Origin of the sequence: Reichenbachiella sp. (genome assembly GCF_039941815.1) — a bacterium.
In the GTDB taxonomy this organism is placed as follows: Bacteria; Bacteroidota; Bacteroidia; order Cytophagales; family Cyclobacteriaceae; genus Reichenbachiella.
In genome coordinates, this window is sequence record NZ_JBDVDW010000011.1 from 32,016 (window position 1) to 58,701 (window position 26,686).

The window sequence follows — 26,686 nt, forward strand, 5'->3', positions numbered from 1 at the left end:
CAATCATCATAGCTTGACACTCCGCTACTGCGGTATCGAAATCAAATGACTCGATACAGCCCGATGCGATTGGCAGCAGGCATTCCCCTGGTACAAGCGGAAATTGTCTCATTTTGCCAGCTTGAAATTATATGAGATAGACGGGAAGATAGATCCCAGGATGGAGAGTTTTCTGGCTTGTCCTGAGTCGATAAAATAGACTGAATAGGCATTTTTTCTACCGTATACATTGAATACAGAGAAGACCCATTCGCCTCTAAGCAAACGATCCTTTCGTAGCCCTTGCTTCAGTGTCAAAGACAGATCCAATCTGTGGTAGTCTGGTATTCTGTAGGCGTTTCTTTCTGAATAACGCAGTGCGGCCAAAGTTTTGTCATAACTAAACTTAGATATTGGAACGGTAATGGGTCTACCAGTACTATAGCTGAAGTTGGCAGACAGTACGAGTCTTGCACCCAGCTTATAGTTCAATACAAGTGACAAGTCATGAGGCTTGTCGTTGTTGGAGCTGTAGTAATCTCCACCATTGACGGTCTGGTAGTCAAACTGGCTTTGATATCTTCTTAGACTTCGTGAATAGGTATAGGAGATCCAACCGTTGAGTCGCCCATCGTTCTTTTTTACCTGAAGTTCCAATCCATAGGCTACGCCTTTCCCCTGAATCAAACTACCCTCAAGTTCTTCGTTGCCCAGAATCTCCGCTCCTTCAATAAAATCGATGGTGTTGTATATATTTTTATAATAGAACTCGCCAGAAAATTGATACAGGTTTTCGCGTATGTTTTTGAAGTAGCCTACCGAATACTGGTCTGCATATTGTGGTTCCAGATTGGGTCCACTTGCTATATAATAATCTTGCGGAGTTGCTGAAACAGTATTAGAGATCAAATGCATATATTGATACGTACGGTAGTAACTCATTTTCACGGATGAGTTAGATGTCAACAAGTATCTCAGCGAGAACCTTGGCTCCAGCCCGCTAAACGATTGAATCAAATCCCCACTGTCGTAGAAGGTAGAGTCTAAAACTTCTGGCTTTCTGAGTACATCAGCCCCTTGTTCGAAAGTGTATACTTTATCTGCTCCCACTCTTCTAAACATAGAATATCGGATACCTCCGGACAAGGCTAGTCTTGCTCCCAGATCCCAATCATCTTGTAGAAACACTGCAAATTCATTACCATGCTGATTAAAAATATTTACATTTTCTATAATCGAAAACTCCCCGAGTGGTTTCAAATCTCCAGGCTCAGACTCTGTTTTATTAAACTCCACACCTGCTGTTATCGAATTTTTCGTATGCATCTTGTACAAAAATTCAAACTTGGCCGAGACGTTTTTTATGCCATTGTCAAATTCGAATGCTTCCTGCTCATTCTCTGACGTCGAGGTTTGTACCTCATAGTCACTACTTGTAAGTGTAAGCGTAGATAGCGTTTTTTCACCGTAGACGTGATTCCATTCAAGACTAAAGTTGGTAGTACCCCAGTCGTACTGCGAATCACCGGATAGGTTGAAATCATCGTGACTGATATAGAATGATCCTGTCACGTAGTCCTTGTCACTGATACGATACAAGAGCTTCGCATTCATATCATAAAATGCTGCTGCACTACTATTGAGGTCAATATTGTTGAGCGAGTGAAGTAGCCAGTTGGTATATGAAGTTCTACCACCTATTAGGAATGATGCTTTGTTTTTGAGGATCGGGCCTTCTGCAGTCAATCTACTGGATACTAGTCCCACCCCTCCAGAAACTTTATAGTTTTCATCGTCTCCATGTCGGAGTTTGATATCCAGTACAGAAGATATCCTGCCGCCAAAGTTGGCTGGTCCACCACCCTTGTATAGATTGACATCACTGACCATATCTGAATTAAATGCACTATAGAATCCAAACAAGTGCGTAGGGTTATATATAATAGCTCCGTCTTGCAGGATCAGATTCTGACCGGTCTCTCCACCACGTACATTGAAACCTGACGAAAGCTCACCTGTCGTCGAGATACCGGGCATAGTTGTCAAACTTTTCACCGGATCAACTTCTCCCATAAAGGTAGGTAGCTGCTTTATCGTTTCAATGTTCATATTTTCCAAACCTGAAACTCGCTGCTGTACGTTTGCGTCTTGGCCTTCAGCGGTGATGACCAATTCGTCCAATTGTAACGAGCCGGAAAAAAGATTCACATCTAGTACACCAGCAGATTTAATAAAAACTTCAACAGATTTTTCCTCGTAACTGATCGAGCTATACTCCAAGGTATATTTCCCAACAGGTACTCTGAGGCTATAGTTTCCATTGAAGTCCGTAATCGTACCGATATTGAGCGAGCTGATGTAAACCCGGGCACCGATGAGTGGATCATCATTAGCTCCATCGGTAATAGTCCCTGACACGCTCACCACCTCATTTAGCTTAGAGCTTTTATCTCCAATAATTATCAGATCTTGATCTGCACTATTTTCGACCTGATAAAGCTCAGGGTTGTTGGCAAGAAAAATAATTGTACCGTGATACTCTACAGATTTGAGTCCCTGCTCTTCTACATTCCTGTTAAAAAATTCTTCAATTGTTAACCCGGCAGCCGATTTGGTTACTTTTTTCCCATCGAACCATTCCGGATTGTAATAGGCTTTGAAGTTGTATTTCTTTTGAATGGAGTCAACCGCGACAGCAAGATCTAATCCCAAATAGGATTTTTGCAGTTGAACTGACCCTTGTCCATACCCAATTGAAGATATGAGAAAGGCACAAAAAAATAATCCTAACTTAATTGATCTCATGAAAGCAGTTGGCTTAAGTTGTGGTAAAAAAACGAGCAAGGTTAAACAGAATGATTGTAATCTGGCCGACATTTTATGAATATTCGCAATAGCTGATTTTAGCGGTTACATTCGTACATTGAAGGCATATACTTATGACCTTTGGCGCCTTTACTCTTCCGAAAAAGAAGAAAATTCCTTCCAGATTGTTACAAACAATATATGTTGAAACATTGTTTGTATAAGGTGCTATTCAAAATTATAGTGTTGTCAAGGCTAATCAAACAACCCTCGCTGTAACTTGGGCAAATGTCGATAGCCGACAATTGCACATTTCATAGTTTGTATAAAGCTGCTTTGATCGGCTTAGCTCCAAAATATTTATCATTGTTTGATCCATTTATTTGGCATTTGGAACTATCATTTTTTATTTTACATGATATTAAATCAGGCATGCTCAAGAAATCTCTTCATATCACAAAAAATTTCTACTTCATTGCTGGCCTAGCTTTTTTGGTGTGGATGCTCTTTTTCGATACCAATGACCTCTATTCTCAATATCAGCTTCGTCAAAAAGTAAGGGAATTGGAAAGCCAGGAAACGTACTATCTACAAAAAATAGAAGAAGTAAATGCAGATCGCGAAGCCTTAACTTCAGATATGGAACTTTTGGAGAGATTTGCTCGTGAGAAGTATTACATGAAAAAAGATGGGGAAGATTTGTTCGTTGTTGTTGAAGAATAGCATAGATCAAACTTCGTTGATTAAACTTTCGGCAAATGACAAAAAATTCATTTTTCCTATTACTCCTTTGTGTCCTAATTGGACCACTCACCTACGCTCAATCAGAATATAATCCACTTGGAGGAGATCGGCCGGCATGGCTTGATAAGGTTTATGTTGGTGGTGGTATTGGTGGAATAAGCTTCTCTTCCAATCAGACTTATGTAAACCTGAGCGTGATGGCGGGCTATAGATTTACAGAACGACTGAATTCAGGAGTCGCCGTGAACTATATCTATCAAGACTATGATGACGGCTTTATTGAGTTTACGAGAAAGGGTTTAGGTTGGAATTTTTTCACTCAGTACACCGTATACGAACCCTTCTTTTTGATGGCCAGATACGATATCTATACCATCTGGCAAGATGATTTCAAAACTAATCTCGATGCACTGCTATTTGGCGGCGGGGTCAATCAATCCATCGGTGGTAAAGGATTTATGAGCCTATATGCTTTATACAATGTTTTGCATTCTATAGACCCTGTTGAAAATCTATATGCCAGTCCTTGGGTGATAGGCGCCAATATTGGCCTTGGGTTTTAGAAACTAAGCTCAAATTTTTCGGCCAGCTCGTTGAGATCCTGTACGACAGGGTCGAGTAGAGGTATCCCATCCTTCGATCTAATAGCCTCCATCTTGCGTTCGTAGTCACCCGGAATCTGCACAGGATTTTTCGCATCTACCGGTGTAGAGGATCGGAATCGATTAATCCAGATATCCATATGCTCCTTAAAATCTTCTTTTTTCCTAAAGGCATCTATTCGCATAGCTCCAAAAAAGTGCCCAAGTCCTTCACCTACCGGATCTGAAACCGGGTCGATAAAGCTGACGAATGGAGGCACCCAGGGTCCATAATTGGCTCCTGATAAGACGGCTGAAAAGATGTCAACTATCGATCCCAGGATATAGCCTTTATGTGAAGCGTGCACTCTATCGCCACCCAAAGGCAAGAGTGCTCCGCCATCTTTTACTCCGTTGGCATTGGTGGTGGGGCTGCCTTCCTGATCCTGTACCCAGCCTAGTGGAGCATCTTCATTTTTTCGCTGCAGTATTTCCAGCTTACCATTGGCCGCTGTAGTGGTGGCCATATCTGCCACAAACGGAGGTTGCTTTCCGGCAGGAATAGCAACTGCTATTGGATTTGTACCTAGCAGTCGTTCTTTTGAAAAAGTAGGGGCTACAAGTGGGCTGGCGTTGGTCATAGAAATACCAATCATGTCCTGATCCAGAGCCATCATGGCATGGTATCCTGCTATTCCGTAGTGATTAGAGTTTTTTACTGATACCCATCCTGTACCCACGCTCTTAGCTTTGATCATGGCAATTTTCATTGCTTCTGGGCCAGAAATCAGTCCGAGTGATTCATCTGCATTGAGTACAGCTGTAGAAGGAGTTTCATGTTCGATTTGAAAAATAGGTTTGGCATTGATTCTTTTTGCCTCCCAAAGTCTTACATAGCCTTTGAGTCTGGCTATTCCATGTGAATCCACTCCGCGCATATCTGCACTCACCAATACAGTGGCCGCAGTATCCGCCATTTTTTCAGTATGTCCTATGGACATAAAAACCTTCTTCGCAAACTCAAATAATTTCTGATAGCTATGCATGTCGCGAATTTATTTTCTTTTTGGCAAACCGTGGTATAAAAGCCCTTCTTTTAGAGCATAAGGTGATACTTTGATTTGATTGAAATGACAATTATCCATGATCACTTGTATAGCCACTGAGGCAGAAACTATCATATCCACGCGCATCGGTATCATTCCAGCCATGGCCAGTCTTTCTTCTCTGGTGTTATTTAGGAGTTGCTCATGAATGGCGTCGAAGTATTCTTTGTACAGCACTGGCTTTTGCATGGGTAGCACACCCGGACGACGAGCATGAATGTCCCATAGCGTATCGAATGAACCGGACGAACCAATTAAATACCCTGCATTATGTTGCTTGCATTTTTCAAATACCTCGTGCAGATTCTCTTTCAAAAAAGAAGCAAGATTGGATCTTTCGTCTGCTGAAATAGGATCTGTATGATGAAACAGATCTATCAAACGCTGGCCGCCCAGTTCATAACTTTTCAGCCATTTGACTTCTGCTTTATCAGCAATGATAAATTCTATACTTCCTCCGCCTATATCCATAATCAAGCCTGTGCCATCCTCAAAATCGATGAACTGACTAACCCCTTGATGGATAAGACCAGCCTCTTCTTCGCCTGACAAGACACGAATATCCAGTTCCACTTTATCTTTGATCAGTTCAATAAACTCAGCTTGATTGTCTGCATTTCTCACTGCGCTGGTAGCGGTTACAATGACTTCATCTACTACCTCACTTTGGAGCTTGCTCTTGAAGTCCATCAGCGTAGATACAGCTCTGTTCATGGCATCCGGCAAAATAGTATTGTTGCTAATACCTCCTTTGCCTAATCGTACGGCGACCTTTTCTTTATGAAGGATCTTCATATCTCTGGCACGGTCGGCGATTAGCAGGTGAAATGTATTCGTCCCAATGTCTATTATACCTACTCTCATATTGATTTTAAAAATTCCGCTAATTTATGAATAAAAATGACAATTGAACTTGATCAAAAAAACGTGCCGGATATTTCTGCAAGTCCCTATATTTGAGCCAAAATAATAACCCGTGTCAAGATGAACCTAAAATCCTCCGAAGAAAAAATTCAACACCTCGAAAAACTCAACAAAGAAGCACTATTAGGTGGTGGAGAAAAAAGAATCGAGTCGCAGCATAAAAAAGGCAAACTGACGGCCAGAGAACGAATCGAGCTATTGATAGATGAGGGTACATTTCAGGAGATTGGCAAATTTGTGACTCATCGAGCTACTGACTTCGGGCTAGACAAGCAAAAAATTTTGGGGGATGGTGTTGTGACAGGATATGGACAGGTCAACGGCCGTTTGACGTATGTCTTCAGTCAGGACTTTACCGTATTTGGAGGATCATTGTCTGAAACGTACGCAGAAAAAATTGTTAAAATCATGGATCTGGCCATGCAGAATGGGGCGCCTATCATTGGGCTCAACGATTCGGGAGGAGCGAGAATTCAAGAAGGAGTAGTGTCATTGGGTGGCTATGCAGATATTTTTTACAAAAATACTCTTGCTTCTGGCGTGATACCACAGCTGTCGGCTATCATGGGTCCATGTGCTGGCGGCGCAGTATACTCTCCGGCGATTACCGATTTTATTATGATGGTGGAAAACACCTCGTACATGTTTGTGACGGGCCCTAATGTGGTCAAAACGGTAACTCAGGAAGATGTCACTGCGGAGGAGCTTGGTGGAGCCAGCACACATAGCACAAAAAGTGGTGTAACTCATTTCTCTTGTGCTAATGAGGTGGAATGTATCAAAAATATCAAACGACTATTAAGCTTCATCCCTCAAAATTGTGAAGAATCTCCAGCGATGTTACCGTATGACAGCGGTGATGAAATCAGAAAGCAATTGGATGAAATCATCCCTACCAATCCCAACCAACCTTATGATATTAAGGAGGTCATAGAAAACATAGTAGACGGCGGAGACTTTTTCGAAGTGCATAAAAACTTCGCGGAAAATATTGTAGTAGGATTCGCCAGACTAGGTGGACGTAGTATTGGCATCGTAGCGAATCAGCCAGCGAGCTTAGCTGGAGTCCTTGATAATGATGCCAGTGTGAAGGGAGCTCGATTTGTAAGATTTTGTGACTGCTTCAATATTCCACTGTTAGTATTGGAAGATGTGCCTGGCTTCCTGCCGGGCACCGACCAGGAATGGAATGCCATCATCATGAATGGTGCAAAATTGCTCTACGCATTTAGTGAGGCGACCGTACCGAGAATCACGGTAATCACAAGAAAGGCTTATGGTGGAGCATATGATGTAATGAATTCAAAACATATCGGGGCAGACATGAATTATGCGTGGCCTACAGCCGAAATTGCCGTAATGGGTGCTAAAGGTGCCGCCGAAATAATCTTCAAGGGTGAAATAAAGGCCGCAGATGACCCTCAGGCAAAACTGGACGAAAAGGTGCTGGAATACACCGAGAAATTTGCCAACCCGTATATTGCGGCGGCACGTGGTTTTGTAGACGAAGTTATTCTACCTCACAATACAAGAGCGAAACTTATAGGAGCTTTTAATATGCTTGAGAATAAAGTAGGCTATATGCCACGAAAAAAGCATGGTAATATCCCATTGTAATTCTACATTTCCATCTAATTTAATGTTTTGAATCTTGCACCCAACAAGCTGTAGAATTGAAATTCACTAACCGATTAGTCATCGATCAAACATGAACAAAAAAAGCGAAAAGTTTCTATACCAATATCTAAACAATGCCTCTCCTACCGGATTTGAATCTTCCGGACAAAAGATATGGCTTGATTATGTCAAGCCATATACAGATGATTACATTACCGACACCTACGGCTCGGTGGCTGCGATTATCAATCCAAAGGCTAAGTACAAAGTGGTGATAGAAGCTCACGCTGACGAAATCTCCTGGTTTGTGAACTATATCTCAGACGATGGGTACATCTATGTCATTCGAAATGGCGGATCTGATCATCAAATTGCTCCATCAAAACGAGTCAATATTTTTACTGAAAACGGAATCGTAAAGGGAATTTTTGGCTGGCCTGCTATTCATGTACGCAAGGATAGCAATGAAAAGGCTCCGGCCATTGACAACATCTTTATAGATGTGGGCTGTGAGTCGAAGAAGGAAGTAGAGAAGTTAGGGGTCAAAGTTGGATGTGTGATCACATTTGATGACGAGCTAATGGACCTCAATAAGAAATTTGTATGTGGTCGTGCACTTGACAATCGCGTTGGGGGCTTTATGATTGCTGAGGTGGCAAGAAAGCTGAAAGAAAGCAAAACGGAGCTTCCATTTGGACTCTATATCGTGAATGCTGTGCAGGAGGAGATTGGCTTACGCGGAGCCGAGATGATGGCTGCCCGAATTAAACCCAATGTGGCGGTTGTGACCGATGTATGCCATGACACACACTCGCCGATGTACGACAAAAAAATAAGTGGTGACCAAAAAGCTGGAAAAGGGCCGGTACTCACTTTTGGGCCTGCTGTGCAAAACAACCTACTAGCTGATATCATAAAAACAGCTGAAAAAAACAAAATTCCTTATCAAAGAGCCGCCACTTCACGTGCCACAGGGACTGACACTGATGCTTTTGCCTATTCCAATGAAGGTGTGGCCTCTGCATTGATTTCGCTACCATTGAAGTATATGCATACTACAGTAGAAACAGCTCATTATGACGATATCAATCATGTAATAGAGCTGATCTATCAGTACCTGCTACAGCTCAAGGAGGGTCACGATTATAAATATATAAAGTAGAATTCTTTATTCGGGATGAGGGTGCATCACAGAATGTAGAGTCCAACACCTGAAAAGGCTATAAGAATTAAATTAATGCAGGAGTAAATTATTCCTTTTTTAAGGTGTGTATGTCTTCAATCATTCTCTTCATTTCCAAGGGAAGGGTTCCATTATATACACCGCGGATTCGTCTTTTTTTATCAATCAGAATTACTTTCTCTGTGTGTAAGAAGTCCTCATCGGCAGTCACGGTCTTTCCAAATCCTTCATCCGCAAAATAGGAGTTTCGGGCTAGATTGTAGATATCCTTCTTATCGCCGGTCACCAGATGCCATTTCTCAGCGTCTATATCATTTCGTTGGGCATATGCGTGCAGAGTTTGTACCGAGTCTGCCCAAGGCATCACAGTATGTGAAATTATGCCTATCTCATCATCGCCCGCAAAAGTTTCTTGTACTAGGGAGAGATTCTTTTCCATTTTTGGGCATACGCCTGGACACATGGTAAAAAAGAAATTGGCTACATAAATTTTACCGTTAAAAGTCCCATTATCCACCGTCTGGCCCATTTGATTGACAAAACTAAAGTCAGCTATTTGATGAATATCGGCATAGTTTTCATCGTCTTCGTCGAGCCATTCAGGAGTATAGGTCACCTCACTATAAAAGGGAAGCCCGATCTCAGGATTCATTCTTTCTTTTGGCTTCTGCTGGCAATTGACCAAAATCAACAGGCTTGCCAAGACAAGTAAATTATTGCTGGTTTTTCTTTTCATGTCTTGAATAATATTAATCGTATCATTGGACCAGTTGGAAAAATCTTTGAGCCGGATGAAAACTAATTGCATGATTTTCACGTTGGATTTACCTTTCATTCTCGCCTGTGTATGGATCAATATTTCCGGAATCACTGTCAATCTTGCTACAACGCTTCAATCCAAGCATCCCATATCGTCGGCCATTTTCTCTGATCACATAGTTGGATCGTAACTTACCATCGGGTCTCCACACTTTTTGCGTACCAAATTCAAAGCCGTCCTTATAATTCATCTCTTTTCTCGGCTCACCATTTTTAAACCAGGCTCTATGTACTCCCTGACTTAATCCATTTTCAAAATAGTATTGAAATTTCACTTGTCCATCAGGGTAATATCCCATATGCTCCCCGTGCTTCGCTCCATTCAAGTAAGGGCGTCTACTGTGTAATGCCCCGTCAGAATAATAAATAAGGGCGTCCCCCTCCTGCCTACCTTCCAGATAGCCTTTCTTAGATCTGATAGACCCATCAGTGTAATAAGCTATCACATATCCAGAAAATACTACACTATCATAGAGCAGTCTACCGTCAGTGGTATTAGAAAAAAGGCTATCGTGAGTATTTTTAGTTAGCTCCGGGATGTCTTTAACAAGATCAGCTTGCGATTGATCTGAATCAAACCAATCACAAGCTGATAGAATTATTAATAATAAAATTGATGTTCTATTCATATACTACTGCGAGACCGTACCTGACGTCCCATAGAACCCGTCTCCATTTATCCAAGGATAATCATCGGTAACATGATAGTGATAGACGCCATTAGGGAAATCGGCCGTCGCTCCATTGTGTCCATGATAGTCATCAAGGTCGTCGTTGGTGAGTACAATTCCATCTTCCTCTGGCCCATATACAGGAAATCCGTCGAGAAGAAACCCAATAAATCTTTCGGGATCAGCGTCCTCATTGTCTTCACTTTGCGTGAGCCATACCGGGTCGATGTGATAATGATACAAAGCACCGGCTGGGTGGCCTTCATACTGATCGAAAGTGTTTAGTTCCTCAAAGATGTCGTCGTCTCCAGCTGCATTTTGATTGAAAAGCACCACACTATTGACGGATACACCCATCGGTCCCATGGGAGTACTTGCATGAGATGAAGCTTCCGCAGGATATCTTGGTATTTCAAATACCAAATCTTGAGATTCAATTTCTCCAGGATTTTTCTTAAAATCGTCATTGTCGGGTTCATCATACGCTTCATACAGGTCATCATCAGAATTGTAGTACATGCTTTTGTGATCTGGCAAACCGTCAGAATTGATGGTGATCGTCGTCTCATTAAAGGAGAAGGTAATGGCATCGGAATGGTAAAATTTACTTGATAAAACGCTCATATCCGGCGCTGATTCGTCATTATCGGTAATCGTAGCTGTGGCTTCATCATCCTTCAATGAACCCGCACTAGGATTGCTCAACGTCAGAACCAAATCTTCTGTAGATTCTACCAAGCCATCTTCCTGAACGGAAAGAGTAAGCGTAGTATTAGATGCTCCATCTGCAATAGAAACACTCGAGGCCATATCATCATAAATATCTTTGGAATAGGTAGCGGTACCGCTGAACTCAATATCTACAGTAATATCATCACCAGTATCGTTGGTGTAGTCATTTCCATCAGGATCCAAAAGCGAGATAGTAAAAATGATGTCATCACCGCCTTCAGCTCCGTTTTGGGTAGTCACCGTAGAAATATCAATTGCAAGTTCGTCGTTGTCCGTGATCGTTGCCGATGCTGAAGCAGTCTCCAGTGTGCCTTCCGAAGGATCGCTCAGAGTTATAATAAGCGTTTCATCCTCTTCTATTTCATCATCGTCAGTGACATCCAGCTCAATGGTGGTGCTGGATTCTCCATCGTCAATGCTTACGGTGGACACAAAGTCTGTATCAAAATCATCTGCATCTGATGTCCCTGAGAAGGTCACGTCGGCAGATACGGCACTACCCGTCTCATTAGTTACAGCATCACCACTGTCATCGATTAGGTTGATAGTGAAAATGACGGCATCACCGTCTTCTGTGCCTTGCTGGGTGGCCAATACTTCTACGAAAATGCTGGTATCATCCCCCCCTGTAGTGCCACCGGTGTCTTCGTCAGAGTCACACTGTGTCAAACCAAGTGTAATAAGCAATACGGTAGTCAATTTGAGTAATGTTTTGTTTCTTTTCATAATCTGTAATTTTTCTGTAAGCGTCTCTTTCGCTTTAATCCAGCCAGCTTTATCTGAGGCTTCGCTCTGAAGCCGTTGGTTAAAACTAAGGAAAGGTTACCACTTCACATTCATTTGTAATTTACAATCCTGGTTAATTCTTTTGTCCATTCATCGTTTACAAACGATATTTCTGAACTCTTGTGAATATAACGGGCTAACCTTTTTATTCCCTCCTTGCAATATTTCACCTTCTCATTTGAAATAATTGACATGGCGAAAATATCTCAGATGTAGGCACCTTTGAAGTGTGATAATATTAATGGGTGTATCGGGGACAGGTAAATCTACCATTGGGAAACTTTTGGCAGATAGACTTGATTTATCCTTCTATGATGCGGATGATTTTCATCCTCCAGGCAACATAGATAAATTGAGCAAGGGTGTCGCATTGACTGACTTTGACCGACAGCCGTGGCTAAAAAAGTTAGGTACAAATATTATCAAATGGCAGGCTAAAGGTGGCGGAGTACTGGCCTGCTCAGCACTAAAGGAGAGCTATCGCAAGCTGCTCACCACCATTCCTGGGGATCAAATTACCTTCGTGCACTTAAAGGGTGATTTTGAGCTGATCAAAGGAAGACTGGCAGCTAGAACGAGTCACTTCTTTGATCCTTCGCTATTGAAAAGCCAGTATAGAGATTTGGAAGACCCGACATTGGCTATCCAGATTTCAGTAAATCAATCACAAGAAGAAATAATACAAGAAATACTAAATAAGATGAATCAAAAAACATCATTTGGAATAATTGGAATGGGAGTCATGGGGCAAAACTTAGCTATAAATATGGCTGGTAATGGCACAAGGCTTTCTGTATATAACAGGCATGTTCCCGGTAAGGAGGAAAACATTGCTGCAGATTTTGCCAACGCACAATCACATCTCTCGATTCAGGGCTATGACGCGCTGAAGGCATTTGTTGATTCTATCGCAACACCGCGCAATATCCTACTGATGATACAAGCTGGGTCGGCAGTAGACATCACAATAGATGAACTGATCCCTCTTTTGGGAAAGGATGATCTCATAATAGACGGCGGAAATAGCAATTATCTGGACACAAACCGTCGTGATCAGCACCTGGCCAAACATGATATTAATTTTATCGGAGCTGGTATCTCTGGTGGCGAAGAAGGCGCACGTAAAGGGCCCTCTATTATGCCCGGTGGAAGCAGATCTGCATATCGGCGAATAGCACCAATATTAGATGGCATAGCCGCCAAGGACATCAACGGCAATCCTTGTTGCGCTTATGTTGGTCCTGAAGGTTCGGGGCATTTTGTCAAAATGGTGCACAATGGAATAGAATACGCAGAGATGCAATTATTGGCTGAAGTCTACGAGCTCATGAGAAACGGGCTAAGCATGGCTCCTAACTCCATCGCTGAAACACTGGAATCATGGAAGAATCAGGGACACGACAGCTACTTACTAGAGATCACTATCAATATCCTCAGAAAACAGGAGGATGGTGAGCTGCTGTTGGATAAAATTCTGGATGCGGCTTCTCAAAAAGGCACCGGTGGCTGGTCAACCGAGGCTGCTATTAAATTAGGCTCTCCGCTGAATACTATTGCTGATGCGGTAATGGCCAGAAATCTTTCTGCACAAAAGACGTTGAGGGTATCAGCAAACAAGAGCTACGGCGAAATCAAAAAAAGAATCGAAACTGATCCGGACGATTTTATCAATGCGCTAGAGGAGGCTTATCACGCGGCACGTGTGATCAACCATGCCATCGGATTTGATATGATCAACGAAGCCTCAGATCAGTACAACTGGTCACTAAATCTTAGTGAAATTGCAAGAATATGGACAAACGGCTGCATCATTCGATCAGAATTGATGAGTGATGCCGTATCGTACTTTGGGAAGTGTAATCGCCTGCTGCTTCATCCCAAAATAGTGGATACTCTGAAGCTACAACAGAGCCAATTGGCGATGGTAGTGGGTCAGGCGCTAGCCCATGGATACCCTACTCCGGTTTTTTCATCGGCGGCATCCTTTTTTCTTGGCTACGTGAATGGCCGCTCATCAGCCAATCTACTACAGGCCCAGAGAGACTACTTCGGGGCGCATACTTACAAGAGAGTAGATCAACCTCAATCTGAATCATTTCACACTGAATGGATATCCTCATGATTGACGTTCAACTCCTGTCTGCTGTACTGGTGGGGATCGCAATCCTCTTGTTTTTGATTCTTTATTTCAAAATTCAAGCCTTTCTGGCTTTACTCATTGCCAGTATCGCTGTGGGATTGATGTCAGGTATGGAACCAGTATCGATCATGGATTCCATGAAAAACGGGATGGGCAATACCTTAGGATTTGTGGCCACGGTAGTGGGGTTGGGAGCTATTTTTGGGACTATTTTAGAGCATTCGGGTGCAGCAGGATCTTTGGCTACAGTCTTACTTTCCAAAATGGGAGAGAAAAGAGCACCATGGGCCATGACGTTGACAGGCTTCGTCATCGCTATCCCAGTATTTTTCGACGTGGCATTTATCATACTTATTCCTCTCATTTACTCTTTACAGAGAAAATCAGGCAAGTCTTTGTACTTATTCGCCATACCCCTTCTGGCAGGCTTGGCAGCTACGCATAGCTTCATTCCTCCCACTCCGGGACCTGTAGCGGTGGCAGATATACTGGGTGCCGATCTGGGAATGGTGATTTTGTTTGGTTTTATTGTAGGACTACCAGCCGTAATCATCAGTGGACCGCTTTTAGCCAAAAGGTTGGCGAAGGAGACGTTTATTGCCGCCCCTCCTTTAAAAGACAATGCGGAAGAGGTAAAATTAAAACCTAATCTCCTTCTTGTGCTCTTTATTATTGCTACACCCATAGTCCTGATTGTACTTAATACACTCTCCCAAACCTGGCTTGACGATGGGCTGATCAAAAGTTGGCTTCAGTTTTTTGGCCACCCCTTTTCATCATTGATAATAGCCAATCTAATGGCTTGGTATTTCTTAGGAATCAGAAGTGGTTTTACAAAAGAGTCGCTTGCCGAAATGAGTACAAAATCGCTCGCTCCTGCAGGAATAATTATCTTACTGACCGGTGCTGGAGGAGTATTCAAGCAAATACTGATGGATACTGGAGCTGGGAAAATGCTGGCTGATGCATTTGCAGAAAATCTTTCTTCTCCTTTTATTTTTGCTTTTATCATGGCGGCCTTGATGCGAGTGGCACAAGGATCGGCTACCGTCGCCATGATAACATCGGCAGGAATGACAGCGGCCTTAATTTCCTCCGCTTCGCTTTCTCCAGCTCAACTAGCCTTACTTGTCATTGCAATTGCTTCTGGAGCTACTGTATTATCACATGTCAATGACAGTGGTTTCTGGCTGATCAATCGGTATTTGGGGCTTTCGGTAAAGCAGACTTTCAAATCATGGACGGTAATGACAACACTACTTGGCGTTTCAGGCTTCGTGTTCACATTGATCCTGGCCTACTTCGTTTAACCTGAAATATTACTCTATAAGTGCAAATTTTTATTAGATTTTTTATATATTTAATAATAAATTCAACAGCTATGAAAATATTATCAATAAAAGACATGGTCTATATGGCCATGATATTTGCCTTCTCGGCCTTCTATTATTTTAATGGATCAGTTAGCTGGGCACTATTAGAGTAATCACAAACAATCAATTACCTATATTTTATTTGCGTCATGACCCTTCTATCAATCGGTTGTGACGCATTTATTTTTCTATCTTCTGGGGGATGGCTGCAATTGTCTTGTCAAATTAGGAAACAACCACAATCCTATGAAACTGTCCTACTCAAAACCAGCACTGTTTATATCTCTATTTTGTCTTATTTCCTTTCTATCTGCGGCTCAAACAAGAATTGACCCAGACAAGGTGAAAATCAAAAATGACAGTACCACCGAGAAATTCCTCTATAAAGTAGTTACGAAAAGTGGAAATAAAATCATTGGTGAGGTAGTTAAGGTAAGCTCGGACAGCCTCACCCTATCAAATGCCGACCTTGGGCAAATGGATTTTCCTCTGTCTAATGTAAGCACATTCACCGTTTACAATCCAATGGAAGAAAATGATGGCGAACGATATATGGTGGGTGCCAATCACTATCTGATCGCTCCAAGTACTCCCTATGGCTTAGAAAAGGGAGAAATCAACCTTCAAAATTCAGAGATATTTCTAATGTCAGCCTGGTTTGGACTGAATAAGTACTTCTCCGTGGGTGGAGGTTTATCGATTCTTCCCGGAGTCGAATTCAACAATCAATTGTTTTATCTGATCCCAAAATTCAACTTTCCAGTCACCCCAAAAATCAATGTCTCCGTACAGTACGCACAGATCTTCCATCAAGACATCGACAACACTTCCTTGATGTCATTTTCTGCCGCATATGGCAGTAGAGATCGGCACATATCCTTTGGGTATACGACTCCGGTTTTCGCGGATGGAGATGATATAGCCTTTGAGGCGGCTTTGTATAATATAGGAGCCGTGTATAGAACAGGCAATAAGTTTGCTTTGCTTCTCGATATCAACATTCCATCAGTCGATAGTGATGTTGGCATATACGGACTTGGTGCCAGATATATTGGAAGGTCATCTTCATTCGATTTTGGATTTCTGTCTAATAGCGAAATCGAAGGTTTTCCATTCCCATGGTTTAATTATACCATCAGGTTGAAATAGACTAACGCTTTTTCTTTTTTGGTTTTTTTCCTTTCGACGGTTTTATGGGATTGGCTTCAGCTTCATTGATCAGCTGCTTCCAATTGTCAGTGGTGTCTTCGGTAAAATCTAAAGTGTCCTGATAAGCGTTCCACTCAATATCCATTACCTGGATAGGTGTTTGAGTATATTTTTCAATAGCTGACTGCAGTGGTCGTTCTTCTGGGCTACAAAACGAAATGGCTTGCCCTTTTTGCTTACCTCTACCCGTACGTCCGACGCGGTGCACATAGTTTTCGGGTTCGTCTGGCAGATCATAGTTCACCACAAAGTCGACATTCGGGATATCGATACCCCTGGCACTCACGTCAGTGGCAATCAAAATTTTGTTTTTTCCAGAACGAAAAGCACTCATGACTTGATTACGCTCGCTTTGATCCTTGTCTCCATGAATGGTCTGAGTCTCAATTTTCACTCTTTGCATAGCAGCCAGCACTCTTTCTGCTCGAACTTTAGTCCGCACAAAAATCAATATTTTCTTATCAGGGTTTTCATTGATCAGTCGCTCAAGAAAAAATCTCTTGTCGTCCATTTTGATATAGGCAACTCCGTGCTCAACATTTTTAGAAACCGGGTCCTTAGGAGATACCTGTATGCGGATGGGTTTGTGCACGAGCGAATACGCTATTTTCTTGATGGTGTCATCGATAGTAGCTGAAAAGAATAGTGTCTGTCTTTTCTTCGGTAGAAATTTCACCAGATCTTTTATGTCTTTGATAAAACCAAGATTGAGCATGTGATCAGCTTCATCCAGTACCACAGTCTCCACTTTATCCAATAAAATATGGCCCTGACTAACCAGGTCAAACATTCGGCCGGGAGTGGTCACAATTACATCCACTCCTTTGGCCAGCTTGGCTATTTGAGGGTCTTGATCCACTCCTCCAAAAATACTCATGGTACGCACCTTGGTACCCTTGCCCAATTCTTCAAATGATCTGGTAATCTGAATGGCCAATTCTCTTGTCGGAACCATCACAACGCATCTAATGGCATCACCTCTACCGGTTTTTTTCGCACGTTGAAGTCGATCTATCACGGGTATGGCGAATGCTGCTGTCTTACCTGTACCGGTTTGGGCTATGGCCAACACATCCTCGCCTTTCAGTATGGCTGGAATGGATTTGAACTGAATATCTGTTGGTCTTTTGAATCCCTGCGTATCCAGATTCTTTTTTAACTCGTCGCTGATGTGATAGTCTTCGTACTTCATTAGGGCAAAGTTAGGCATTATCAAGTTGGGCAAGTCAATATATTTACCAACATGACTGATGAAATTTCTTAATAACTGACTTAAACAATAGATTTGCGCGAACACAAATGTTAACAACATGAAATTCAAATTATCACTTATATTATTAATTATTTACAGCCTACATGCTTTTGGTCAAAATGACCAAAAGGCTTCAATTGCAGATTCATTAAGTGTTCACAAAATCTACGATACGCAAATAATAGAAGGTTTAAATGGACCAAACTGGGCTTATTTAATGATAGGAAAAGATACTGTCTACGCGCATTTGATGAATGATAATATTCAGTCCATCGATAATGTAAAGTTTCCTAAAGAAAAGTATCCCTATGAGAATCTTATGGGTGGAATTCTGAACCAGAAAAAATTAACTCTTTTCTTCTTAGATCCCGCGTATGAATCAAACATTAGAAGCTCTCAAGAATCTAGTCTTCTAGTGATGACTTTAGATTTTTCAACCTTTAAATCAGTTCAGAAAGAAATTAAGTACTTAAATGATGATGACTATGTTCTACACGCTTCTGGATACAAGAATAAGTTCTATGTAGTTTCAGTCAAGAAAAAAACCTCACAACTTAAGGTCACGATATTTGAAAACGATTCCTCCTATACAATTCAAAATATATTTTTAGACCACATAAATTTTTCAAAGTCAGGCAATAATGTAACTCTTTTTGAAATCTTAATTAGGAGAGGATCGAAAAATGAACCTCGTTTCATAAATAAAAAATTGCAACCGTCACTAGCTAATTCAAGCCCGAAAAATAAGGTCTATGTTGAAAACGATTACCTCTATCTTTCATTGGATACAGAGACCGATGAAACCAAGGTTATCTCATTTAACTTGAATAATTATAAAAGTGGAGTCAAGCTCTACAAATATGACAATCTCTATTGCGGGAAATATGGTAGAGACAATAAATATCAGACAAACTCTTATATTTTCATGAATTCTCTTTACCAGGCAAAAGTTTGTACGAATGGAATGATGCTCACTAAACATAACATGGAAACCGACTCCATGACCTCTTATAAGACCAACAATGGAAGTGAAATACTGTTTAGAAACACTCCAATTGTTGAGTCCTCTGACGCTTCGATGTATGACAGAGCTAAAAGTAATGTCATTGATACAAAATCTGCCTTTTACAGTTTTTATGAATCAACACTTAGTTTGTATGCAACTGTTTATAGAGATACGATTACGGTTACCACAGGTGCATTTAAAGAAGAAATACTGGGTTCATTTCCAGGAATAGGAGGCCTAGCAGGAGCCGTATTCGTCTCCCTATCAGCAAATGTTGTAGCAAGCCCCAAGCAGGTCATCTATTTCAAATCGCAATTCGATAAGAAATTCAAACATGTACATGGTAATTTTAAAGAAAAAGGTGTTTTTTTCGACATGATAGATTTTATGGAGGAAGAAAATGAAAGGTTGAATGTATCCTTTGGGAGGGTAATTCCTTTTTACAAAATCATGAACGTTAAAGACTATTATGTTTTGGCTTATTATAACAAAAAGAACAAAAATCTTTATCTGAAAAAATTTGAATCTGAATACATCGATGATGATGGGAGAGAAAAATTATAGACTAAATGCCAGTTTTGATAATGTGATAATGAATTGGTCAACCTCAAATACAAAAAAAGCCCCATCCAAAAATAACTTAGTAACCATCGACCAATTCACAAAACCGTAAGTCCATTTTGTACCATTCTGAAAGATTTCGTCGTGCCTGATCTGATAAAAAACAATCAAGTCCGGCGGGATTACTATGTGCGTGGATAGAATCCAACTCCGGTAACGCTATGTCCTTTTTTAGATCCAGCAACTTCTTAAACTCATGGAAGTCTTTGGTTAAATTGTTCTGATGGCACACAAAAAAAACATCTTCCCTTCTGCTCATAAAGTAGGCCTCTTCTTTAAACCATTGCCAGTATGAGCTATTTACATGTCCAATTGCTTTCATAGCCATTTGGGCTTCAGACTTTAAATCCGTATCGGCATGGCTCAATGCTTCTGCCAGCTCATTTGGGATTGAAAACAAATTGAAGGCCTTCTTTTCATCGGCTGACCATGGAGATTTGTATTTTGGGCTGCCTTGTCTGAGCCTCGAATAAAAACCACTCACAAAACGGTCAATTGGATTTCTTACTGAGAAAAAGAATTTCTCTCCTAACGGAATATCACTAAGTGCGATTTCATGGTTATGGAGAATAATATCGTATGTATTTGACAGACCTGGTTCTTGCAAGGCATATTTGATCGCTGACCCACCAGTCTTGCCAATGTGCAGAAAGTGCAAGGGGGTCTTCTTAGAATCTATTTGCTTCTGAAACAAATTCTTTTGAGTGATGCTATGCAAAATTCTGCTTAGTTTATTCATAGTTCACTTACTGAGCGTAATGAATTATTCTTTCCTCTATGCTGCTTAGTCCAGAAATTTCTCATATTCAGTATTGGCCAGATACTCGCATACTTCACCATAATTGACCACGGATTGTTCAATGCTTTCTCCAAGAATCTTCTGCAAAGCACTGCTTAATTCTTGATCTGAATCAACGCCCAAAAATTCACAAATTTGCACTAAGACATCATTTTTCTTGAAACCAACTATGTCTTCATAATAAACTTCCAGACATTTTGCTTCCGGAAAGTAATTAATCATTTTTTGGCTATACTGAGTAAAGTCCTTCAGGTGCCAAAGTAGATCTTCCTTTTCTAACCTGATCCGATTAGCTTCAAGTTCATTTTCAGAATTCCAAATATCGTAAGTCATCGAGTGCTTCAGAGACACCACTTGCTTTAATAGATTTTTCCTCCGAAGTAAGATCACTTTGTATTTTTGATGTCGCAAATACTTTCTAAGGTGACGATTAGCTTCCAGATGTCTTGCCATTATTTTGAATCCAAATGAACCTGATACTTTCAGAGTCAATGAATCTAGGTAATTGCGAATGGAAGATTGGCCTCCCACTTTACTTCTCACTAGTCTCTTCCACGATTGGTGCAAATAGTATTGATAGGTCTCTGGCGCAAAAACATTAGTACCATTTGGATGAGGTTTGAAGATTTCTCTAAAGCAAGAGATCTCTGGATGAGAGTCCAGCAATTCGACCAGATGTGTCGATCCGGTTCTGGGCAACGCCAGTATGATAAACTTGCTTTTATCTTTCATTATTATTTTGACTGGTATTAGCAAGGGACATATTTACGTCCTCTAACCATTGTGCGGTGTACTTATTATTGAATTGTGTATGCATTTCAATAATCTTATCATGCCAGTGAATATTGACTCTGCGCACAACTTCATCCGGTATTAAATAATCATAACCATTCATTTTTGTCGATAGATCAGATCCATCAAATCGAAATGATGAATTGACTTCCAAAAAATCGAGAATCTTCTTAAGGTATTCAGTAGGCGAAGCACTCATTTCTTCAAAAAACAAAACCAATATCTGGTTTTCAGGAAATACTGTTTGCCAATTGCTCAAATTTGTCAAATAATCACCGTTAGCAAATAACTGAGGTATTTTCATATACGCTTCCAACCTTTCTTTATCAGGCAAATCCCTATCCTCATCAAATACAGATTTTCGGCTCATTTGCATCTTTAATTGAGAGATGGTTCGGTCAATTGGGTTGCGAAGAACGTATATGAGTTTGAGTTCGGGGTTGAATTTATAAACTTCACTAATCAACTCAGGAGTTAGTCGCGCATAGGCCGGAGTAAGTTCTCCTGCTATTTGCCCCGCTTTAGGTTGAAACAATGATTGATACCACCGATTTGTTCTGGGCATGACAAAGTATTTCATAAACCAAAACAGGTCACGAATTAGGCCTCTTTCTAATGGAATCTGTCCTAATTTATGCAAACTTCGAAGGTATTGACCTCGTCTAAGGATCAGGTTTCTTAAGTGAGAACTTCGATCCAAGTCATCGAAATAATGAATCTCCTTGAATGGTGGCAGCCAAATTTGTGGATGCTCTCGTAAATGATACTGCAGCCAACTTGTACCTGCTTTTTGAGCTCCAATACATAAGAAATCAGGTACCATATGCTATGTTAGAAACTATCCCTTTTTGGTTGCTTCTTTTGATTGTGTATTTGAACCCGGCGTTCAATTCAATATCAAACTTGTCCTTTTCTCCGGTAGACCAATGTATTTCAATTCTTTGAATTTTCTTATAGTCACCCAATCCAAAGTGAACTTCCTGCGTATCGAAGGATTTAAACCCTCCGCTAGCCATAATCTCCCGCATTTGATGTTCTTCACCATTTGGCCCATAGTGAATAGTAATTCTACTTCCTATACCTGAATAGTTTCCGATTTCGTCTTCGACTTTAAATTGAATAGACTGCCCAGAGGGGTTCCTATTTTCATAAAGAAAAAGAGGACCGAAAGCGGGGATCATAAGTATATCTTGATCTCCATCATTATCAAAATCCAGATAGGTATAAGCATGACTCGGTAAATAATTCGTAACTCCCGCGCGCTCAGTAATATTCTCAAAATGAGATCCCTCGATATTTTTAAAAAAGAAATTAGACTCCTGGCTTTTTTTCCATAAAAAGCCATTGGCTACAAACAAATCCTGCCATCCATCATTATCCATGTCCATGAACTTCGCATTCCAAGACCATCCTACATCCTTGAGCCCGTAGTCCTCCACTTGGTTAATAAATTCTCCATTCTGTTGATGAGTCAATAGTACGCTTCCTTTAACCTGATCTATCTGAAGGTTCCAATTTTCCTCTGTGGGAACAGACAAATAATCCTTAGCTGAAATATTACAGATTAGATTATGATCATCCCATAAGTCTGGTATAAAATCACATCTCTCCTCGTGTAAAGTTTCGTTTTCAGAAGCTTTACCATCTTCAAATACTAATTTGTATGCGATACAATCAGCTAAGAGAGAATCCGGGCATTCACGAAAATCTCCTTTGAATCTAACATTATGCAATAATTGTTGTATTTGAATATATTCCATGCAAAAATCTCTCTCCTCATCGTCGGTCATGCAAGAACAAATTTCCTCTTTAGTCTGCGTTAAATAATTGTCCCTGGAAAAGGAGGCACTCAAAAAAATTTCCGGAATCAAATCGTTATTTACATCAGACAGAGATACATTCATAGTACTGAACGTTGTCTCCGGAACAATTTTTTCATTTTTCTTGACGGGCTTAAACTGACCCTTACCATTGCCAAGGAAGTATTGATCCGAGACCTCAAAGTCATTCCCGGAGACAATATCCACATGGCCATCGTTGTCGATATCTGTCATTAAGGAAGATAAAGTCTCTCCTTCAATACTGTGAGAAAGAAACTGTCCTTTAAATTCTCCTTCTTCATTGATCAATAAATAATTCTTTGAGTATAAATGAGTGGTGTTTTTCGTCGGTAGAACAAATTTTGTAAACCAACCAGACGACCAGTTGCCTAAGTATATATCGAGATCACCATCTCTATCTACATCAGCAAAAGCTATAGCGGTAGTCAGTACCATTCCTTCTGGCTGCGGTAATTTCTTGATCCTTTGAGACGAATAGGTACCCTGCTCGTTATACGCTACATAGTTGCCCTCGTTATAGGTTGTCACCACAAGATCGAGCCAGGTATCATTATTCAAATCAATCAAGGCCACTTCGTACACATTGAAGTCTTCGAAGATATTCAAATATTCATTTTTGAAATGCGAGCCTTGCATATTGCTATATAAGGCTACTTTCATGTCTGAGGTAAACGCTACATCTTGCCAGCCATCCTTGTTGAAATCTCCGCTGGATATTGCATTTCCATGTACAAATGGCTCAAGCAGTTTTCTTGATTGAATATGGTATGTGTTTTCAAAGCCCATCTCTCTTCCTTCTATGGTTTGAAAGAGTGTTTCAGACGACAATTGGTCTTTCTTAATAAATGGATGCTGAATAATCGACAGGTCGCCCCCTAATGGGGTTTGTTCAGCTGCGGAATAGTTTGAAACAACCGCTTTTGTCTCATTATTATTTTTTGTTTCTACTGAAGCCTGGAATGTCATTTGAAACGGTCGAGAGTCTCCAACTCTAAAGTTTTGAAAAGCCAACATCAATTCTTTATCGTTCTGAATCTTCAGCTTATGGCTTACTACCCCTGCGCATATACCCAATATGGCAATCATGGAGTATGCACCAAGTGCCAATTTTAGTCCCATGGTTTGTCTGGTTATAAAAAAAGAATACACGCTGTATATACCAAGTGTAAATAGTAAAACCATTGCATAAGTAATTGGAAAACCACCGTTAAGCAATACTGCGACTATTATGACATCAAACGCAATTGGGACGGGAAGAAAGGTTCCGATTATTGCCAGGATAACCATTATTGAAAGTGTGGTAATCACTCCACCAATTGGAAACAAGGTATAAAACTTATCCCAAGGGATAATAGTAATAAAAACGCTTCCGAGAAAACCTGCCAATAGCATCAATGGTACGGTTGTTTTTACAATATGCCATAGTGACTTGACGAAATTTCTAAGTGACCATAAGCCGGCGGATAACCATGATTCATGACTATCCAATACTTGATGTTCTTCAAACAGGTTGTTGTTGAAGGCTGCAGGCTTCTCAATGGGACAATCCAATTCTGCCGACTCGTTAGGTTTGATAAAATAAGTAAGCAGTGGAATACCGAAAATTATAAATACAAGGCTAAAAACAATCTTTATCACCACCATATACAATGGGAATAGTGAAAATAGCATACCCAGAACAACAAGATTGAGAGTGGGCGAACTTGTCATTGTTGCCAAAGCGGTTTCTCGTCTTCCTCCAGCATCAAACAAACCCTTAGCGATGGGTGCCGCACAGTTAGTACAAACTCCAAGAGGAGCCCCAATCAATAAACCCAAAATTGAATTCCCCATTCTGCTTTTGACCTTGGATTGATCGATAAGTGAAAATATCAGCATTAATGCAGAGGCAAAAAGAATCCCAAACGCCATTCCCTTCTTATTGGTATCAATCCAGTTCAATGTATTGTAGAGGATTCTCACCAAATTGGAATCTGTTCCTTCTATGCTAAAGGGCATATCAAAGCTTAGCCCAGAGGTAGGCGCTTCTCCTCCCATTAGAGCTTTTTCATTGAGCTGAGGATACCTGGATCCAGACCAAAAAATGCCAGCGATTAAGACAAGAATGAATAATGAAGTGTATATTTTTTTGTTTCGGCGGAAGTCGAAAATCATCTTAAAAATTGCCTTTAAAACTTGTTAGTTGCTTTTATTTCGCTTAGAATGCCGGTTGGAATAAGCATGTAAATTATATAATCGCGAGGAAATTATACAACATTGACTAATGCTTTTTAACTCTATTGAATATTTCCTCTTTTTCCCATTTGTCATTGCCTTATTTTATTTGATCCCCCACAAAAGGCGATGGATTCTATTACTTCTAGCAAGCTATTTTTTCTATATGTATTGGAAGGTAGAATATGTTCTACTAATCATTGCCTCTACATTGGTGGATTATTATGCAGGGCTTCAAATCTACCAATCGAGAGACCACTCGCGAAAAAAGAAATTTCTTCTTCTTAGCCTATGCATTAATCTTGGCTTACTATTTTTCTTCAAATACACTGACTTTATTCTAGAAAACATCCACCTCTTGATTGGGTGGCCAGGGGTGTCTGATTCTCCAACACAGCTGAATTTGATTCTTCCTATAGGTATATCATTTTACACCTTTCAAACGCTCAGCTACACAATAGATATTTATCGAGGTGAGCTCAAGCCTGAGAGGCATTTGGGATATTTTGCTTTGTATGTCTCTTTTTTTCCTCAATTGATCGCAGGCCCTATTGAGAAAGCGAAAAATCTAATTCCCCAGTTGAAAAGGAAGATTGTTTTTGAATATGAGAATGCTAGAGAAGGCATGATTCTGATTGCATGGGGTGTATTCAAGAAAATCGTCATTGCGGATAGGATTGCCTTAGTAATTGAGCCTATCTATGCACACCCGCATGATTTTCATGGAGTAGCAATCGCATTGGCTGCTATGCTGTTTATGATTCAAGTATACTGCGATTTTTCTGGATATAGTGACATAGCCATTGGTACGGCTCGTATAATTGGAATTCGACTCAGCTTGAATTTCAAAAATTCATTTTTCTCAAAGAGCATAGGTGAACTTTGGAGCAAATGGCATATTACACTTATGGATTGGTTCAAGTCTTATGTCTACATACCGTTGGGTGGAAGTAGGGGGTCTCGAGCGTTTGGTTATAGAAATATTCTGATCGTGTTTGCCCTCAGCGGTCTATGGCATGGAGCGGATTGGAATGTAGTCAGCTTTGGTTTGGTCAATGGGGCTTATATAGTTCTAGAAAAAATGACGTATTCATTTAGGGTTCGTATAGCAAATTTCATTGGTCTGGATAAGATTCCAAATATTCACAAGGCTATGCAAATAGCTATCACTTTCCTGCTATTCTCGATATCTGGATTATTTTTTCGAGCGGAGTCTATTTATGATACGATAGTTATGATTCAAAACTTATGGTCTGCAAACTTCTTATCTCTGGAGCAGTACAGTAAGACAGGTATTTGGCACAATATAATTCTGATTCCGTCTATTCTTTTGTTATTTTCTACAGAGCGGCTTTTAGGAGAAGAGACTTTAGGTCAATTTCTTTCACAAAAAAAATTACTCATTAGGTGGTTAGTATATATTCTATTAATTGGTATTTGTGTCAACTTCGGGATCACTGGAGAGCAGGAATTTGTTTATTTTCAATTTTAA

20 protein-coding genes are annotated in these 26,686 nt (G+C 40.6%); 9 read left to right on the forward strand and 11 right to left on the reverse strand.

Annotation, left to right across the window (positions count from 1 at the left end; all coding sequences use genetic code 11):
* Nucleotides 1-108 precede the first annotated feature (108 nt).
* A complete protein-coding gene (locus ABJF11_RS00710) occupies nt 109-2,784 on the reverse strand; it encodes a TonB-dependent receptor (protein WP_348117204.1) in 2,676 nt (891 codons plus the stop codon).
* A 321-nt stretch (nt 2,785-3,105) separates the two neighbouring features.
* Between ABJF11_RS00710 and ABJF11_RS00715 the strand changes: the two genes are divergently transcribed.
* Together ABJF11_RS00715 and ABJF11_RS00720 are read left to right on the forward strand one after the other, a co-directional pair.
* Nucleotides 3,106-3,507 carry a septum formation initiator family protein gene (locus ABJF11_RS00715; RefSeq protein ID WP_348117206.1) on the forward strand — a complete coding sequence of 134 codons (402 nt, stop codon included), beginning with the start codon at nt 3,106-3,108 and terminating at the stop codon, nt 3,505-3,507.
* Between the two features lie 35 nt (nt 3,508-3,542).
* Nucleotides 3,543-4,091 (forward strand): hypothetical protein, encoded by a 549-nt coding sequence (locus ABJF11_RS00720; protein ID WP_348117208.1) that lies wholly within the window; start codon nt 3,543-3,545, stop codon nt 4,089-4,091.
* On the opposite strand, the gene ABJF11_RS00725 is transcribed toward ABJF11_RS00720, so the two are convergent.
* Both ABJF11_RS00725 and ABJF11_RS00730 read right to left on the reverse strand, forming a co-directional pair.
* Nucleotides 4,088-5,155 (reverse strand): Ldh family oxidoreductase, encoded by a 1,068-nt coding sequence (locus ABJF11_RS00725; RefSeq protein WP_348117210.1) that lies wholly within the window; start codon nt 5,153-5,155, stop codon nt 4,088-4,090. The genes ABJF11_RS00720 and ABJF11_RS00725 overlap by 4 nt on opposite strands.
* A 9-nt stretch (nt 5,156-5,164) precedes the next feature.
* Nucleotides 5,165-6,079 carry an exopolyphosphatase gene (locus ABJF11_RS00730; protein WP_348117211.1) on the reverse strand — a complete coding sequence of 305 codons (915 nt, stop codon included), beginning with the start codon at nt 6,077-6,079 and terminating at the stop codon, nt 5,165-5,167.
* Between the two features lie 120 nt (nt 6,080-6,199).
* Between ABJF11_RS00730 and ABJF11_RS00735 the strand changes: the two genes are divergently transcribed.
* Nucleotides 6,200-7,756: an acyl-CoA carboxylase subunit beta gene (locus tag ABJF11_RS00735; RefSeq protein WP_348117213.1), complete on the forward strand. Its 1,557-nt coding sequence runs from the start codon at nt 6,200-6,202 to the stop codon at nt 7,754-7,756.
* Between the two features lie 91 nt (nt 7,757-7,847).
* Nucleotides 7,848-8,918: a M42 family metallopeptidase gene (locus tag ABJF11_RS00740; protein ID WP_348117215.1), complete on the forward strand. Its 1,071-nt coding sequence runs from the start codon at nt 7,848-7,850 to the stop codon at nt 8,916-8,918.
* A gap of 88 nt (nt 8,919-9,006) precedes the next feature.
* On the opposite strand, the gene ABJF11_RS00745 is transcribed toward ABJF11_RS00740, so the two are convergent.
* Genes ABJF11_RS00745 through ABJF11_RS00755 form a run of 3 tightly spaced genes read right to left on the reverse strand, consistent with a single transcriptional unit; the run spans nt 9,007 to nt 11,887 of the window.
* Nucleotides 9,007-9,774, reverse strand: coding sequence for an SCO family protein (locus ABJF11_RS00745; protein ID WP_348117217.1), 768 nt, complete (start codon nt 9,772-9,774; stop codon nt 9,007-9,009).
* The gene (locus ABJF11_RS00750; protein ID WP_348117218.1) at nt 9,764-10,387 is read right to left on the reverse strand and encodes a toxin-antitoxin system YwqK family antitoxin; all 624 of its coding nucleotides are present in this window, start codon (nt 10,385-10,387) and stop codon (nt 9,764-9,766) included. The genes ABJF11_RS00745 and ABJF11_RS00750 overlap by 11 nt, the downstream gene beginning before the upstream one ends.
* Before the next feature lie 3 nt (nt 10,388-10,390).
* On the reverse strand, nt 10,391-11,887 hold the full coding sequence (locus tag ABJF11_RS00755) for a YHYH protein (protein ID WP_348117219.1): 1,497 nt from the start codon (nt 11,885-11,887) through the stop codon (nt 10,391-10,393).
* A gap of 289 nt (nt 11,888-12,176) precedes the next feature.
* On the opposite strand from ABJF11_RS00755, the gene gndA reads away from it, so the two are divergent.
* The 3 genes from gndA (at nt 12,177) to ABJF11_RS00770 (ending at nt 16,609) form a co-directional block, all read left to right on the forward strand.
* Nucleotides 12,177-14,069, forward strand: a complete 1,893-nt coding sequence (gene gndA / locus ABJF11_RS00760) for an NADP-dependent phosphogluconate dehydrogenase (protein WP_348117221.1) — start codon at nt 12,177-12,179, stop codon at nt 14,067-14,069.
* Entirely contained in the window at nt 14,054-15,397 is a 1,344-nt protein-coding gene (locus ABJF11_RS00765) for a gluconate:H+ symporter (RefSeq protein ID WP_348117222.1), read from the forward strand. The genes gndA and ABJF11_RS00765 overlap by 16 nt, the downstream gene beginning before the upstream one ends.
* 309 nt (nt 15,398-15,706) lie before the next feature.
* The gene (locus tag ABJF11_RS00770) at nt 15,707-16,609 is read left to right on the forward strand and encodes a hypothetical protein (RefSeq protein ID WP_348117223.1); all 903 of its coding nucleotides are present in this window, start codon (nt 15,707-15,709) and stop codon (nt 16,607-16,609) included.
* Nucleotide 16,610: 1 nt separating this feature from the next.
* Here ABJF11_RS00770 and ABJF11_RS00775 read toward each other — a convergent pair whose 3' ends face one another.
* A complete protein-coding gene (locus ABJF11_RS00775) occupies nt 16,611-17,861 on the reverse strand; it encodes a DEAD/DEAH box helicase (protein ID WP_348117225.1) in 1,251 nt (416 codons plus the stop codon).
* A gap of 118 nt (nt 17,862-17,979) precedes the next feature.
* On the opposite strand from ABJF11_RS00775, the gene ABJF11_RS00780 reads away from it, so the two are divergent.
* Nucleotides 17,980-19,491: a hypothetical protein gene (locus tag ABJF11_RS00780; RefSeq protein ID WP_348117226.1), complete on the forward strand. Its 1,512-nt coding sequence runs from the start codon at nt 17,980-17,982 to the stop codon at nt 19,489-19,491.
* 76 nt (nt 19,492-19,567) lie between these two features.
* On the opposite strand, the gene ABJF11_RS00785 is transcribed toward ABJF11_RS00780, so the two are convergent.
* The 4 genes from ABJF11_RS00785 to ABJF11_RS00800 are packed head-to-tail and all read right to left on the reverse strand — an operon-like array spanning nt 19,568 to nt 25,134.
* Nucleotides 19,568-20,287 (reverse strand): sulfotransferase family 2 domain-containing protein, encoded by a 720-nt coding sequence (locus tag ABJF11_RS00785; protein WP_348117228.1) that lies wholly within the window; start codon nt 20,285-20,287, stop codon nt 19,568-19,570.
* 45 nt (nt 20,288-20,332) lie between these two features.
* The gene (locus ABJF11_RS00790; protein WP_348117229.1) at nt 20,333-21,079 is read right to left on the reverse strand and encodes a sulfotransferase; all 747 of its coding nucleotides are present in this window, start codon (nt 21,077-21,079) and stop codon (nt 20,333-20,335) included.
* Nucleotides 21,069-21,962: a sulfotransferase gene (locus tag ABJF11_RS00795; RefSeq protein ID WP_348117230.1), complete on the reverse strand. Its 894-nt coding sequence runs from the start codon at nt 21,960-21,962 to the stop codon at nt 21,069-21,071. The genes ABJF11_RS00790 and ABJF11_RS00795 overlap by 11 nt, the downstream gene beginning before the upstream one ends.
* Entirely contained in the window at nt 21,952-25,134 is a 3,183-nt protein-coding gene (locus tag ABJF11_RS00800; protein WP_348117231.1) for an FG-GAP-like repeat-containing protein, read from the reverse strand. The genes ABJF11_RS00795 and ABJF11_RS00800 overlap by 11 nt, the downstream gene beginning before the upstream one ends.
* A 226-nt stretch (nt 25,135-25,360) precedes the next feature.
* Between ABJF11_RS00800 and ABJF11_RS00805 the strand changes: the two genes are divergently transcribed.
* Nucleotides 25,361-26,686, forward strand: a complete 1,326-nt coding sequence (locus ABJF11_RS00805) for an MBOAT family O-acyltransferase (RefSeq protein ID WP_348117233.1) — start codon at nt 25,361-25,363, stop codon at nt 26,684-26,686.

What these genes read in the sequence shown, in the direction of transcription:
- ABJF11_RS00745 (WP_348117217.1), bottom strand. Translation starts at nt 9,774, where the DNA reads ATGAAAGGTAAATCCAACGTGAAAATCATGCAATTAGTTTTCATCCGG.
- ABJF11_RS00710 (WP_348117204.1), bottom strand. Translation starts at nt 2,784, where the DNA reads ATGAGATCAATTAAGTTAGGATTATTTTTTTGTGCCTTTCTCATATCT.
- ABJF11_RS00805 (WP_348117233.1), top strand. Translation starts at nt 25,361, where the DNA reads ATGTATTGGAAGGTAGAATATGTTCTACTAATCATTGCCTCTACATTG.
- ABJF11_RS00790 (WP_348117229.1), bottom strand. Translation starts at nt 21,079, where the DNA reads ATGAAAGATAAAAGCAAGTTTATCATACTGGCGTTGCCCAGAACCGGA.
- ABJF11_RS00765 (WP_348117222.1), top strand. Translation starts at nt 14,054, where the DNA reads ATGGATATCCTCATGATTGACGTTCAACTCCTGTCTGCTGTACTGGTG.
- ABJF11_RS00795 (WP_348117230.1), bottom strand. Translation starts at nt 21,962, where the DNA reads ATGGTACCTGATTTCTTATGTATTGGAGCTCAAAAAGCAGGTACAAGT.
- ABJF11_RS00770 (WP_348117223.1), top strand. Translation starts at nt 15,707, where the DNA reads ATGAAACTGTCCTACTCAAAACCAGCACTGTTTATATCTCTATTTTGT.
- ABJF11_RS00750 (WP_348117218.1), bottom strand. Translation starts at nt 10,387, where the DNA reads ATGAATAGAACATCAATTTTATTATTAATAATTCTATCAGCTTGTGAT.
- ABJF11_RS00720 (WP_348117208.1), top strand. Translation starts at nt 3,543, where the DNA reads ATGACAAAAAATTCATTTTTCCTATTACTCCTTTGTGTCCTAATTGGA.
- ABJF11_RS00785 (WP_348117228.1), bottom strand. Translation starts at nt 20,287, where the DNA reads ATGAATAAACTAAGCAGAATTTTGCATAGCATCACTCAAAAGAATTTG.
- ABJF11_RS00780 (WP_348117226.1), top strand. Translation starts at nt 17,980, where the DNA reads ATGAAATTCAAATTATCACTTATATTATTAATTATTTACAGCCTACAT.
- ABJF11_RS00740 (WP_348117215.1), top strand. Translation starts at nt 7,848, where the DNA reads ATGAACAAAAAAAGCGAAAAGTTTCTATACCAATATCTAAACAATGCC.
- ABJF11_RS00730 (WP_348117211.1), bottom strand. Translation starts at nt 6,079, where the DNA reads ATGAGAGTAGGTATAATAGACATTGGGACGAATACATTTCACCTGCTA.
- ABJF11_RS00725 (WP_348117210.1), bottom strand. Translation starts at nt 5,155, where the DNA reads ATGCATAGCTATCAGAAATTATTTGAGTTTGCGAAGAAGGTTTTTATG.
- ABJF11_RS00775 (WP_348117225.1), bottom strand. Translation starts at nt 17,861, where the DNA reads ATGAAGTACGAAGACTATCACATCAGCGACGAGTTAAAAAAGAATCTG.
- ABJF11_RS00735 (WP_348117213.1), top strand. Translation starts at nt 6,200, where the DNA reads ATGAACCTAAAATCCTCCGAAGAAAAAATTCAACACCTCGAAAAACTC.
- ABJF11_RS00755 (WP_348117219.1), bottom strand. Translation starts at nt 11,887, where the DNA reads ATGAAAAGAAACAAAACATTACTCAAATTGACTACCGTATTGCTTATT.
- ABJF11_RS00800 (WP_348117231.1), bottom strand. Translation starts at nt 25,134, where the DNA reads ATGATTTTCGACTTCCGCCGAAACAAAAAAATATACACTTCATTATTC.